Below are 12,704 nucleotides of genomic sequence, written 5' to 3' on the forward strand. Positions count from 1 at the left end.
GAAACCGAACGCGCAGCCGCCTACCCCGCCTGGCTGCACACCTACAATCACCACCGCGGCCACACCGCACTCCGCGGCAAGTCACCCATCCAGCTCGTGCCCAACCTGCGTGGACAGAACACCTAGGTCAGGTCAGCGCCTGCACCAGCAGGGCGAGCGCGGAGGCCGCGCAGACCAGCAGGACGCCGGTGCGGAACGCGTGGCGGGGCAGCCGGTCGCGGACGGCGGAGCCGGTCACGGAGCCCAGCACCACCAGCGGCGACATCAGCAGCCCGAGGTGCCAGGAGGCGGTGGTGAGCGCGCCGGACCAGGCGAGCCCGACCAGGCTCACGCACACGCCCAGGAAGAAGAACACCGACAGCGTGGACCGGACCACCTCCGGCTCCCGCCTCTGGAAGAGCAGCGCGATCGGTGGTCCGCCGATCGAGGTGGCGGTGCCGGAGACCCCGGCGACCAGTCCGGCCACGCTCAGCGAGACCGGGTTCACCGGGACGTGCACCGCGCGCACGGTGACCGCCACCGCCACCAGGACCATCACCCCGATGGCGACCGCGATGACCTGGTCGCTGAACGACACCACCAGCCACGCACCGATCACCGTCCCGGGAACCCGTGCCGGCAGCGCCCAGGCCAGGGAGCGCCAGTCCACGTGCCGCCGCTCCCCCAGCAGCATCGATCCGGAGATCAGCAGGGCCAGCCACAGCGGCAGCGCCGGGACCAGGCCGGGCTCGACCATCGCGACCACCGGCGCGACCAGCAGCCCGAGTCCCAGGCCCACGACGGACTGGACGAACGCTCCCACGCAGGTCACCCCCGCGATCAGCAGCACCACGTCCCACGGCACCCCGTCCACCGGCGCTCCTCCTCTTCGTCGTCCAGGGCCCTCCATGACTCCGGCCCGCAGCTCATGGGGAGCGGCGGGCCGGAGATCAGCGCGGGACGGGCGTCACGCCTTGCGGAGGCTCCGCAGGACGTACTGCATGATGCCGCCGTTGCGGTAGTAGTTCGCCTCGCCCGGGGTGTCGATGCGCACCACCGCGTCGAACTCGGTGTCGCCGGCCTTCACCTTGACGGTCTTCGGCGTGCGGCCATCGTTGAGCTCGGTGACACCGGTGATGGAGAACTCCTCCTCGCCGGTCAGGCCGAGCGACTCGGCGGTCTCGCCCTGGGGGAACTGCAGCGGCAGCACGCCCATGCCGATCAGGTTGGAGCGGTGGATCCGCTCGTAGGACTCGGCGATGACGGCCTTCACGCCCAGCAGCGCCGTACCCTTCGCCGCCCAGTCGCGCGACGAGCCGGAGCCGTACTCCTTGCCCGCGAGCACGACCAGCGGGGTGCCGGCGGCGAGGTACTTCTCCGAGGCCTCGAAGACCGTCGTGACGTCCCCTCCCCCAGATCCAGCAGAGCCCGTGAAGTCGCGGGTGAAGCCGCCCTCGGTGCCCGGCGCGAGCTGGTTGCGCAGCCGGATGTTCGCGAACGTGCCGCGGATCATCACCTCGTGGTTGCCGCGGCGCGAGCCGTAGGAGTTGAAGTCCCGCTGCTCGACGCCGTGCTCGGCGAGGTACTTGCCCGCGGGCGAGTCCTTCTTGATCGCACCGGCCGGGCTGATGTGGTCGGTGGTGACCGAGTCGCCCAGCTTCAGCAGCACGCGGGCGCCGTCGATGTCGGCGACCGGCTCCGGCTCGTCGGGCATGCCGTCGAAGTACGGGGGCTTCCGGACGTAGGTGGAGTCCTCGTCCCACGCGAAGGTCTTGCCCTCGGGCGTGGGCAGCGACTGCCACTGCTCGTCGCCGGCGAAGACGTCGGCGTAGTCGGTGGTGAACATGTCCGAGGTGATCGCCTCGGCGATCACCCGCTCGACCTCCGACGGCGCCGGCCAGATGTCCTTGAGGAACACGTCGTTGCCGTCGGTGTCCTGGCCCAGCGGGTCGTTGAACAGGTCGACGTCCATCGAGCCGGCCAGCGCGTAGGCGACGACCAGCGGCGGGGACGCGAGGTAGTTCATCTTCACGTCCGGGTTGATCCGGCCCTCGAAGTTGCGGTTGCCCGACAGCACCGACACGACCGCGAGGTCGTTGTCGTTGACGGCCTGGCTGACCTCGGGGATCAGCGGCCCGGAGTTGCCGATGCAGGTGGTGCAGCCGTAGCCGACCAGGTTGAAGCCGAGCTTGTCGAGGTACGGCGTGAGGCCGGCGCGCTCGTAGTAGTCCGAGACCACCTTCGACCCGGGGGCGAGCGTGGTCTTGACCCACGGCTTGCGCTGGAGGCCCTTCTCGACGGCCTTCTTGGCCAGCAGGGCGGCACCGATCATCACCGACGGGTTCGAGGTGTTGGTGCACGAGGTGATCGCCGCGATCGCGACCGCCCCGTGGTCCAGCTCGAACTTCGTGCCGTCGGACAGCTCGACCATCGCGGGGTTGCTCGGGCGACCGCCGTCGCTCGGGGCCGAGGAGTGGTAGTCCTTCGGCGGGGCCGAGCCGTTGCCCTCGTGGGACGGGGCGTCGGAGGCCGGGAAGGTCTCGGCGACGGACTCGTCGTACCCCTTCTCCTCGCCGGCCTCGTCGACGTAGTCGGTCAGCGCGCCGCGGAAGGCGTCCTTGGCATCGGTGACCTCGACGCGGTCCTGGGGCCGCTTCGGGCCGGCCAACGACGGCACCACGGTGGCGAGGTCGAGCTCGAGCTTCTCGGAGTAGCGGGGCTCGGCCGCCGGGTCGTGCCAGAGGCCCTGCGCCTTGGCGTAGGCCCCGACCAGCTTCAGCTGCTCCTCGGAGCGGCCGGTGAGCTCGAGGTACTTCACGGTCTCCTCGTCGATCGGGAAGACCGCGATCGTCGAGCCGAACTCCGGGCTCATGTTGCCGATGGTGGCGCGGTTGGCCAGCGGCAGCGCCGAGACCCCGGGTCCGTAGAACTCGACGAACTTGCCGACCACGCCGTGCTTGCGCAGCATCTCGGTGATCGTGAGCACCAGGTCGGTGGCGGTGGAGCCCTCGGGCAGGTCGCCGGACAGCTTGAAGCCGACGACGCGCGGGATCAGCATCGACACGGGCTGGCCGAGCATCGCGGCCTCGGCCTCGATGCCGCCGACGCCCCAGCCGACCACGCCGATGCCGTTGACCATCGTGGTGTGGGAGTCGGTGCCGACGCAGGTGTCGGGGTAGGCCTGCACCTCACCGTCCACCTCACGGGTGAAGACGGTGCGGGCGAGGTGCTCGATGTTGACCTGGTGCACGATGCCGGTGCCGGGCGGGACGACCTTGAAGTCGTCGAAGGCGCCCTGGCCCCAACGCAGGAACTGGTAGCGCTCGCGGTTGCGCTCGTACTCGATCTCGACGTTGCGCGCGAACGCCTCGGGGGTGCCGAAGACGTCGGCGATCACGGAGTGGTCGATGACCATCTCGGCCGGCGCGAGCGGGTTGATCCGGGACGGGTCGCCGCCGAGGTCGGCCATCGCCTCACGCATCGTGGCGAGGTCGACGACACAGGGGACGCCGGTGAAGTCCTGCATGATCACGCGCGCCGGCGTGAACTGGATCTCCTTGTCCGGGTCGGCGTTCTCGTCCCAGCCGGCCAGCGCCACGATGTCGTCGGCGGTGATGTCGGCACCGTCCTCGGTGCGCAGCAGGTTCTCCAGCAGGACCTTCAGGGAGAAAGGAAGCGACTTCACTGCGTCATCGGGCAGGCCCTCGCCGGTCACGGCGTCGAGCCGGAAGATCTCGTAGGACTTGCCGTCCACGTCCAGGGTGCTCTTGGCACCGAAGCTGTCCTGACTGGCCATCAGTCGTCTCCTCGTTGGGTGCTCGTCGTGGGTCCGGGCCCATCTTGCCGCCGCGCGCGCACACGGGGGAAGGCAGGGTTCCCTTGCCCGGACACGGTGGCGATATGTCTTGACGTCAAGATACACGATGCCGAGGGATCGTGGCGAGCGGTGTCCGGATCGTGTCCGGCTCAGGCCGGGACGAGGCCGTACGCCGCGAGGGCCGCGCACACGTCCGCCCGCGCCGCGGCGGCCAGCGCACCCCCGGTGAACCGCTCGTCGGCGGTCACCTCCGCCACGGGGTCCAGACCCGCGTCGGCGGGCGAGAGATCGCGCGCGCCGTCGATCTCCACCAGGACCAGTCCGGCGCAGTCCCCCGCGAAGACGTCGACGGCGACGACCCGCCCGTCGATCCGCAGCCGGCGGCGCTCCTTGCGCAGCTCGGCGGCCGGGAGCGCAAGGAGCAGCCCCCACTCCCCCTCGTCGAGGTACAGCGAGGTGCAGGCGATCTCCTCGGGCCCCTCGCCCAGGCGCACCTTGTGGCCGAGCTTGCGGACCCGGCTGCCGTCCACGGCGAGGGTCTCGCGCAGGCGCAACCGGCTGCCGAGGACGTACCGGTCGACGATGGTGAGCACGTCGTCGCCGCCCGGCAGCGGCGTGGTGGGGTCGAGCAGCCAGCGGCGCTCGCGCTCGACGTTCGCGTACTTCAGGGAAGGGTCGCTCACGCCGGCCGCTCGAGCAGCGCCACGCACTCGACGTGGTGCGTCATCGGGAAGAGGTCGAAGGCGCGCAGGCCCTTCAGCGCGTAGCCGTGCTCGGCGAAGTAGGCCACGTCCCGGGCCAGGGCGGCCGGGTCGCAGGCGACGTACGCCACGGCGCGCGGCGCCCGGTCCACGACCTGCTCGACCACGGGTCTGCGGGCCCCCTCGCGGGGCGGGTCCAGCACCACCAGGTCGAACGGCTCGTCGTACGCCGTCGCCAGCACCTTGTCGACGGCACCGGCCTCGACGGCGACCGCGCGGCCGAACTCGCCGAGGTTGGTCCGGGCGTGGCCGCAGGCGACCCGGCTGCCCTCGACCGCCACCACCCGGCCCCGCTCCCCCACCCGCTCGGCGAGGAAGGCGGCGAAGAGGCCGACCCCGGCGTAGAGGTCGAGCACCTTCTCCCCGGGCCGGGGGTCGAGCTGCTCGAGCACCGTCTCGACCAGCACCCGGGGCGCACCGGGGTGCACCTGCCAGAAGCCCTCGCCCGACACCACGAAGTCGCGCCCGAGCACGGACTCGTGGACCAGCTCCGGCGACGGCTCGCGGGCGTCCTCGCGGGCGATCAGGCAGTCGTCCACCGGGATCACGACGCGCGAGCGGTGCAGGCGCATGCCGCGCCGGCCCTGCTCGTCCTCGGCGTACTGCACCCGGGTCCGCCAGCGCAGGCCGTCCCGGTCTCCCGCGACCGGCTCGACCACGACGGGCACGTCGAGGTGGGCCAGGCGGCTGAGCTGCTCCCGGACGACGGCCGCCTTGAGCTCCCGCTGGGCCGGCAGCGACACGTGCTGGAAGTCGCAGCCCCCGCAGCGGCCGGGGCCGGCGTACCGGCAGGGCGCGGGGACCCGGTCCGGCGACGGCTCGAGCACCTCGACGGCGTCGCCGCGCCAGAACCGGTCGCCCTCGGTGCCCTCGGTGATCTCGAGCAGGACCCGCTCCCCCGGGATCGCGTGGCGGGTGAAGACCACCCGGGTCTCGGCGGGCTCGACCGACGGGTCGGTCGTGACCCGGACGATGCAGTGGCCGCCGTGGGCGACCGGCCCGACGACCGCCTCGAAGCGCTCGCCGACCCGGGACCGGCCACGGGCCTTGCGCCGGCGCGGGGTGCGGCTCACCGGTTGATCTGCCCGCGCTTGCTGCGGTCCCCGACCTGGCCGCGCCGGAGGTCGCCGGGGCGGACCCGCGCCAGCTCGCGCTCCTCACGCTCGCGCGCGATCTGCGAGGAGCGCAGCTGGTAGGGAACCGAGGTGACCATCACGCCGGGCGCGAAGAGCAGCCGGCCCTTGAGCCGCAGCGCGGTCTGGTTGTGGAGCAGCTGCTCCCACCAGCGGCCGACGACGTACTCGGGGATGTAGACCGCGACCACCCCGCGCGGGTTGGCCTTCTTGATCTCCATGGCGTAGTCGACGATCGGCTTGACCAGCTCGCGGTACGGCGAGTGCAGCACCTTGAGCGGGACGCCGAGGTTCCGCTCGTCCCACTCCTGCAGCAGCCGGGCGGTGGCCTCGGGGTCCGCGGCGACGTAGACGCCCTCGAGCACGTTGGGCCGGGTCGCCTTGGCGAAGGCCAGCGCCCGCAGGGTCGGCTTGTGCAGCTTGCCGACCAGGACGATGGCGTGCACCCGGGTGGGCATCACCTTGTCCTCCTCGTCGGCGGCGAGCTCTGCGTTCACGTTGTCGTAGTGCCGGCGGATGCCGCGCATGATCACGAAGAAGATGATCATCGCCAGGATCGTGATCCAGGCGCCCGCGAGGAACTTGGTGATCAGCACGATCACCAGGACCACCGCGGTGAACACCAGGCCGACCGCGTTGATCATCCGGGACCGCACCATCCGGCGCCGGACCGTCGGGTCCTGCTCGGACTTCAGGTGCCGCGTCCAGTGCCGGATCATGCCGAGCTGGCTGAGGTTGAACGAGACGAACACACCGACGATGTAGAGCTGGATCAATCGCGTCGTCTCGGCGTTGAAGGCCTGGATCAGGATGATCGCCATGAAGGCGAGGAAGACGATGCCGTTGCTGTAGGCGAGGCGGTCGCCGCGCGAGCCGAGCGCCCGCGGGGCGTAGCCGTCCTGGGCCAGGATCGATCCCAGCACCGGGAAGCCGTTGAACGCGGTGTTGGCGGCCAGCACCAGGATCACGCCGGTGACGGTGACGACCAGGTAGAAGCCGGGCGGGAAGTCGCTGAACACGGCGCGGGCGATCTGGGCGATGACCGCGTGCTGGTCGTAGCCGGGTGGCAGCGGCTGGCCGTCCAGCGTCAGCCGGTCGAGGTCGCTGGGGTCGACGTACTTCAGCCCCATCTGATTGGCCAGCACGATGACGCTCATCATCATCGTGATCGCGATCATGCCGAGCAGCAGCAGCGTGGTGGCGGCGTTCCTGCTCTTGGGCTTGCGGAACGCCGGCACCCCGTTGGAGATCGCCTCGACACCGGTCAGCGCCGCAGACCCCGAGGAGAACGCCCGGGCAAGCAGGAAGACCAGGGCGAACGTGGTGAGCGAGCCGCCGTACCCGGGCGCCGGGTCGATGTGGAGGTCGGCGCTCTCGACCTGCGGCAGGTCACCGGCGGCCAGCTGGAACATCCCGAAGGCGCACATCCCGAGGATGGCGACCATGAAGGCGTAGGTCGGGAACGCGAAGAAGGTCCCGGACTCGCGGATGCCGCGCAGGTTGATGGCCATCAGGACCAGCACCATGATCGTGGCGAACGTCGCCTCGTGCCCGCTCAGGGCGCCGATCGCGGAGGCGGCGTACTGGGCGCCCGAGGAGATCGACACCGCGACCGTGAGGACGTAGTCGACCAGGAGCGCGCTCGCGACGGTGGTGCCGGCGGTCGCGCCGAGGTTGACGGTGGCGACCTCGTAGTCGCCGCCACCGCTGGGATAGGCGTGCACCGTCTGCCGGTAGGACATCACCACGGCCGCCATCACCAGGGCGACGGCGATGCCGATCTTCCAGGACCAGACGTACGCCGACGCGCCCGCCAGCGACAGCATGATGAAGACCTCGTCCGGGGCGTAGGCCACCGACGACAGCGCGTCGCTGGCGAACACCGGGAGCGCGATGCGCTTGGGGAGCAGCGTCTCTCCCAGCTGGGAGCTGCGCAGCTTGCGCCCCAGCAGGATCCGCTTGGAAACGTCGCCGACACCCACGAGCGGAAAGGCTAGACCCCATCGGCGCCGGAGCGTGCGTCGCCACCCGAGCCGCGCCCGGCGCTGCGTGTAGCGTCTGCCCCGTGCACGTCGTGATCATGGGCTGCGGCCGCGTGGGTTCCACGCTCGCCCGCAGCCTCGAGGACCGCAACCACACTGTCTCCGTCATCGACAGCGAGCCAGACGCGTTCCGACGCCTCGGGCCCGGTTTCAACGGGGACAAGGTGACCGGCTACGGCTTCGACCAGGAGGTCCTCGAGAAGGCCGGCATCCGGCGCGCCGACGCGTTCGCCGCCGTCTCCAGCGGGGACAACTCCAACATCATCGCGGCCCGCGTGGCCCGCGAGACCTTCGGCATCGAGCAGGTCGTGGCCCGGATCTACGACCCCGGGCGCGCGGAGGTCTACCAGCGGCTCGGCATCACCACGGTGGCGACGGTCAAGTGGACGGCCGACCAGGTCCTGCGCCGGTTGCTGCCCGCGGGTGCCGAACCCGACTTCCGCGACCCCTCCGGCACCATCCGGGTCGACCACGTGCCGGTCACCGAGGCCTGGATCGGCCACCGCACCGTGGACTTCCAGTCCCAGTCGCAGAGCCGGATCGCCTGGATCGACCGGCTCGGCGAAGGAATGCTGCCCACCAAGGACAGCGTCATCCAGGAGGGTGACCTGCTGCACCTGGTGATGCGCGAGGAGAACGCCGCCCACGCCTACGCCGTCTTCGACCGCGGCCCCGAGGAGAGCTGACATGCGCGTCGCCATCGCCGGAGCCGGGGCCGTCGGCCGCTCCATCGCCCGCGAGCTGATCACCAACGGCCACGAGGTGCTGCTCATCGACAAGCAGCCGAGCGCCATCAAGCCCGAGCGCGTCCCCGACGCCGAGTGGCTGCTGGCCGACTCCTGCGAGATGTCCTCCCTGGAGGAGGCCCGCCTGGACCGCTGCGACGTGGTGATCGCCGCGACCGGCGACGACAAGGCCAACCTGGTCACCTCGCTCCTCGCCAAGACCGAGTTCGGGGTGCCCCGCACCGTCGGCCGGGTCAACCACCCCAACAACGAGTGGCTCTTCACCGAGGCCTGGGGCGTCGACGTCAACGTCTCGACGCCGCGCATCATGTCCGCCCTCGTCGAGGAGGCGGTCACGGTCGGCGACCTGGTCCGGCTGTTCACCTTCCGCCAGGGCAACGCCAACCTGGTCGAGCTGACGCTGCCGGCGGACTCGCCGTACGTCGGCAAGCCGATGGGGCTGATCCCGTTCCCGGAGAACTGCGCGCTGGTCACGATCCTGCGCGACGGGCAGGTCTACGTGCCCGAGCCGGAGCAGCCGGTCGAGTCGGGCGACGAGCTGCTGTTCGTCGTCTCGGCGGACGTCGAGGACAAGCTCGAGCACCTGCTGGCGCCCACCGGCCACCCGGGCTGACCCTAGGCGACGACCGGGGTCCGGTCGCGGGACAGCAGCCAGACCATCCCCGCCAGCGCGGTCAGCTGGAGCGGCCAGCCCATGACCACCTTGAGCACGCCCAGGACGGCGACCGCCGTGCTGGGGTCGACCGTGCCGGAGTGCCCGCCGAGCCACAGCGGAGCCTGGACCACCACGCGCAGCAGGCACGGCAGCACCAGCAGCCAGGTGAGCTGGGTGCACAGCTTCACGACCTGGCGGTCCTTGTGCCAGGCCGTGGGGTCACCGGTGACGCTGCCGACCATGAAGCCGACCAGCGGCCAGCGGGCCAGGCAGGTCAGCGACAGCACCACGGTGTAGCCGGCGTTGTAGATGATGCCGGGCAGGAAGTAGGCCAGCGCCTGGTCGTTGGCGTCGCCGCCGTTGCGCGCCGACATGGACACGAACAGCCAGCCGATGCCGATCCCGACCATCGCGTTGACCACGAACTGCACCGTCGACCGCTGGACGAGGCGCACCACGAGCAGCACCACCGCCGCGGCCACGCTGACGCCCAGCGCGAGCCGCAGCTCCTTGGTGGTCAGGAACATGATCGTGAACAACAAGGTGGGTGCCGCTGCCTCCAGCATGCCGCGCCGGCCGCCGAGCGCCTTGCTCAGCTGGGCGCGCACGACCGCCTCGACCGTGTCGACCGACGCGGCGCGCGCGTGGGCCCCCTCGGTGGGGTCGGCGGGCAGGGCGGCGGGCTCGCGGGTCTCGTCGGGCTCGGTCATGGCATCAGCTCGTATCGCGGGTTGTACATGATCCTCTGGCCGTCGTGCTGCCCGATCCGGCCCTGGATCTCCATGGACCGGCCCGGGGAGACGCCGGCGATCCGGCGCCGGCCCAGCCAGACCACGGTGATCACGCCGGAGCCGTCGAACAGCTCGGCCTCCAGCGCCGGGACGCCACCGCGGGGGCGCAGCGTGACCGTGCGGAGGGTGCCGCGCAGGCGCACCCGCTCCCGGTCGGGAGCATCCGCGATCTGCAGGACCCCCGAGTGGGCATAGGTCTTGCGCAGGTCGCGGGCATGCTGGTCACTGGTGTTGGCCCACTTGCTGATGCTGCGTCGCAAGCGGCTCTTCTCGGGCATGTTTCGAGCCTAGGCGGTGGGTGGGTCGACCCGGCGCGCATTGTCGGGCAGCACCACGGGCAGCACGTCCCCGACCGGCATCGCGCCGCTGCCACGGCGGACGGCGACCTTGGTGATCGTGTCCTCCCAGGCCGCGGAGTCCTCGACGTCCATGGCCGGACGGCCGAGCAGGGTGGCCCGCAGCATCCAGCGAGGGCCGTTGATGCCGATGATCCGGGAGGGCTGCTGGGCGGTGCTGCCGTCCTCGCGGCGCACGCTGAGCCGGCAGACCAGCTCGGTGCCGAAACGCCCCTCGCGCTCGCTGGCCACCCCGCCGTGCTGGGCCATGTCGGCCGCGATCTGCGGGCGCACCGTGCTCCACAGGTCACCGTTGCGGGGCGCGGCGAACGCCCGCAGCTCCACCGCGCCGTCGGCGCCGGCGAGGATCACCGACTGCACCTCGCCGGTGGACTCGTCCACCTGCAGGCGCAGCTCGCGGCCGGCCTCCGGCTCGATCAGCAGCGAGCCGAGGTCGAGCCGCTCGACCCCGTCCTCGGGGAGGTCATCGACGTCGTAGGGGCCCTCCACCGGGTCGGCCTGCTCCTCGAGCAACGCCTCGTCGGCGACGTCTGGCTCGGTGGACTTGCGACGGAACTTCACTGACACTCCTCCGTTCGGGACTCGGTCAGGACCGACCGAAGCCTCCGGTAGAACCGTATCCCCCGGACCCGCGCGACGAGTCGGGGAGTTCCCCCACCTCCACGAAGCGCGCGCGTTCCACGCGCTGGACGACCAGCTGGGCGATCCGGTCACCGCGGCGCAGCTCGATCGGCTCCCCGGGGTCGTGGTTGATCAGCATCACCTTGATCTCGCCGCGGTAGCCCGCGTCGACGGTCCCGGGCGCATTCACGATCGACAGGCCGTGGCGGGCGGCCAGGCCGGAGCGGGGGTGCACCAGCGCGACGTACCCGGCCGGCAGCGCGATCGCCACGCCAGTGGGGACCATGGCCCGCTCCCCCGGGCCGAGGGTGACGTCGACGGTGGTGAGCAGGTCGGCGCCGGCGTCGCCGGGATGGGCGTACGACGGCAGCGGCAGGTCGCCGTCGAGGCGGACGACCGCGATGTCGAGGTCGCCGGCAGTGTCGCGGGGCTCAACTCCGGGGGTCACGGCGGGAGACCCTACTCCGGCGTGAAAGTGTTCTCCCCGTGGAGTATCAGGAGCGGCTGGGCGTGCCGCTGCGGTGGTGGGCGCAGGGCACGATGCTGGTCGCCAGCCTCTGGTTGGCCGTCGTGGTGGCCCTGCCCGCCGTGGTCGCCTGGGGGGTCTCGGCGGCGGCGCTGGCGCTGATGGCGCTGGGACTGCTGTCCTACGGATCCGCCCGGGTCAGCGTCCACGACGGCGTCTTCCGGGCCGGCCGGGCCCGGATCGAGGCCACCCACCTGGGGACGGCCACCGCGCTGGACCCCGAGGAGACCCGGCGCACGGCGGGCCGGGACGCCGACGCCCGCGCCTACCTGCTGCTGCGGCCCTACCTCAAGCGCGCGGTGCGCGTGCAGATCTCGGACCCGCGCGACCCCACGCCGTACTGGCTGGTCAGCACCCGGCACCCGGAGGAGCTGGCCCGGGCGCTGCGCGCCCTCGCCGCCGCGGAATGAGCCACCGCCTCGCTGGGTAAGGTCGTGGCATGGCATCTGGTTCGAAGGTCTGGACGATCTTCTCGCTCGGCGCGGCGCTCGGCGCGGCCGCGATGGCGAAGAAGGCACTGAACACCTCCTGGAAGGCGGCGACGGGCAAGAACCCGCCCGCGAACCCCGCGGATCCCGACGTGGACCTGTGGGAGGCGGTCGCCTGGGCGGCCGTGAGCGGCACGGCCATCGGGCTGGCGCGCATGCTGGCCACCCGCAAGGCGGCGCACTACTACGCCCGCTCCACCGGGCACCTGCCGCCCGACCTGCAGAAGGACGACCAGGACGCCGACAAGGCGCCGGCCGCCACCACCTGAGGGTCGCACCCCACCCACGCAGAGACGCAGAAGGGCCGCAACCTCCGGGTTGCGGCCCTTCGTGACGTCAGGGGCGAGCGAGACGGGGTGATCCGTCAGGCACAGTCCTTGCAGATCATCTTCTTGCTGTCGGCGAGCTGCGAACGGTGGTGCACGAGGAAGCAGCTCATGCAGGTGAACTCATCCTCCTGCTTGGGCTTCACCTCGACCGCGAGCTCCTCGTGCGACAGGTCGGCACCCGGCAGCTCGAACGACTCCGCGGCCTCGGCCTCGTCCTCGTCGACCTTGCCGGAGTTCTTGTCGTGACGTCGCGCCTTGAGCTCTTCGATGCTCTCCTCGGACTGTTCGTCCTCGTTCTTGCGCGGTGCGTCGTAATCGGTGGCCATGCCTCACTCCACTCCCCTGGTGCGGCTACCCCACGCAGCCGCCCCAAACACGTTGTCTCTTCCCCGCCGTCGGCGCCAGATTGTGCACCATCCGCTGGCGATCGCGCACACCGTCCCACGACGTGTCCCGTGAA

14 protein-coding genes and 1 pseudogene are annotated in these 12,704 nt (G+C 71.3%); 5 read left to right on the plus strand and 10 right to left on the minus strand.

Going from position 1 to position 12,704, the window contains the following annotated elements; genetic code table 11:
* Window positions 1-126: pseudogene (locus ABD268_RS18210) on the plus strand (IS481 family transposase); the annotation flags it as partial.
* A 1-nt stretch (window position 127) separates the two neighbouring features.
* On the opposite strand, the gene ABD268_RS18215 reads toward ABD268_RS18210, so the two are convergent.
* From ABD268_RS18215 to ABD268_RS18235, 5 genes are all read right to left on the minus strand, one after another.
* On the minus strand, window positions 128-853 hold the full coding sequence (locus tag ABD268_RS18215) for a sulfite exporter TauE/SafE family protein (RefSeq protein ID WP_344155623.1): 726 nt from the start codon (window positions 851-853) through the stop codon (window positions 128-130).
* Between the two features lie 93 nt (window positions 854-946).
* Window positions 947-3,775 carry an aconitate hydratase gene (locus ABD268_RS18220; RefSeq protein WP_344155626.1) on the minus strand — a complete coding sequence of 943 codons (2,829 nt, stop codon included), beginning with the start codon at window positions 3,773-3,775 and terminating at the stop codon, window positions 947-949.
* 170 nt (window positions 3,776-3,945) lie between these two features.
* A complete protein-coding gene (locus tag ABD268_RS18225; protein WP_344155629.1) occupies window positions 3,946-4,479 on the minus strand; it encodes a hypothetical protein in 534 nt (177 codons plus the stop codon).
* A complete protein-coding gene (locus ABD268_RS18230) occupies window positions 4,476-5,630 on the minus strand; it encodes a class I SAM-dependent RNA methyltransferase (protein ID WP_344155632.1) in 1,155 nt (384 codons plus the stop codon). The genes ABD268_RS18225 and ABD268_RS18230 overlap by 4 nt, the downstream gene beginning before the upstream one ends.
* Complete coding sequence (locus ABD268_RS18235; protein WP_344155635.1) at window positions 5,627-7,672, minus strand: APC family permease; 2,046 nt, start codon at window positions 7,670-7,672, stop codon at window positions 5,627-5,629. The genes ABD268_RS18230 and ABD268_RS18235 overlap by 4 nt, the downstream gene beginning before the upstream one ends.
* A gap of 98 nt (window positions 7,673-7,770) precedes the next feature.
* Between ABD268_RS18235 and ABD268_RS18240 the strand changes: the two genes are divergently transcribed.
* Window positions 7,771-8,418 (plus strand): potassium channel family protein, encoded by a 648-nt coding sequence (locus ABD268_RS18240; protein ID WP_425573756.1) that lies wholly within the window; start codon window positions 7,771-7,773, stop codon window positions 8,416-8,418.
* 1 nt (window position 8,419) lies between these two features.
* Window positions 8,420-9,091: a potassium channel family protein gene (locus ABD268_RS18245; RefSeq protein WP_344155641.1), complete on the plus strand. Its 672-nt coding sequence runs from the start codon at window positions 8,420-8,422 to the stop codon at window positions 9,089-9,091.
* A gap of 2 nt (window positions 9,092-9,093) precedes the next feature.
* Here the strand turns inward: ABD268_RS18245 and ABD268_RS18250 are convergent, their stop codons facing one another.
* From ABD268_RS18250 to dut, 4 genes are read right to left on the minus strand one after another with little or no spacing between them, the layout of a single operon-like run.
* Window positions 9,094-9,843 carry a DUF3159 domain-containing protein gene (locus ABD268_RS18250; RefSeq protein WP_344155644.1) on the minus strand — a complete coding sequence of 250 codons (750 nt, stop codon included), beginning with the start codon at window positions 9,841-9,843 and terminating at the stop codon, window positions 9,094-9,096.
* Window positions 9,840-10,202, minus strand: coding sequence for an OB-fold nucleic acid binding domain-containing protein (locus ABD268_RS18255; RefSeq protein WP_344155647.1), 363 nt, complete (start codon window positions 10,200-10,202; stop codon window positions 9,840-9,842). The genes ABD268_RS18250 and ABD268_RS18255 overlap by 4 nt, the downstream gene beginning before the upstream one ends.
* Window positions 10,203-10,211: 9 nt before the next feature.
* Window positions 10,212-10,841, minus strand: coding sequence for a DUF3710 domain-containing protein (locus ABD268_RS18260; RefSeq protein WP_344155650.1), 630 nt, complete (start codon window positions 10,839-10,841; stop codon window positions 10,212-10,214).
* A gap of 25 nt (window positions 10,842-10,866) precedes the next feature.
* Window positions 10,867-11,349: a dUTP diphosphatase gene (dut, locus tag ABD268_RS18265; protein WP_344155653.1), complete on the minus strand. Its 483-nt coding sequence runs from the start codon at window positions 11,347-11,349 to the stop codon at window positions 10,867-10,869.
* Window positions 11,350-11,387: 38 nt separating this feature from the next.
* Here dut and ABD268_RS18270 point away from each other — a divergent pair, with 38 nt between their 5' ends.
* Both ABD268_RS18270 and ABD268_RS18275 read left to right on the plus strand, forming a co-directional pair.
* Complete coding sequence (locus tag ABD268_RS18270; protein ID WP_344155655.1) at window positions 11,388-11,837, plus strand: DUF3093 domain-containing protein; 450 nt, start codon at window positions 11,388-11,390, stop codon at window positions 11,835-11,837.
* A 29-nt stretch (window positions 11,838-11,866) separates the two neighbouring features.
* Window positions 11,867-12,184, plus strand: a complete 318-nt coding sequence (locus ABD268_RS18275; protein WP_344155658.1) for a DUF4235 domain-containing protein — start codon at window positions 11,867-11,869, stop codon at window positions 12,182-12,184.
* Between the two features lie 95 nt (window positions 12,185-12,279).
* On the opposite strand, the gene ABD268_RS18280 is transcribed toward ABD268_RS18275, so the two are convergent.
* Window positions 12,280-12,570 (minus strand): DUF4193 domain-containing protein, encoded by a 291-nt coding sequence (locus ABD268_RS18280; RefSeq protein WP_180933543.1) that lies wholly within the window; start codon window positions 12,568-12,570, stop codon window positions 12,280-12,282.
* Between the last annotated feature and the right edge of the window lie 134 nt (window positions 12,571-12,704).

The sequence above is a fragment of the Nocardioides koreensis genome (genome assembly GCF_039531775.1).
GTDB classification, from domain to species: domain Bacteria; phylum Actinomycetota; class Actinomycetes; order Propionibacteriales; family Nocardioidaceae; genus Nocardioides; species Nocardioides koreensis.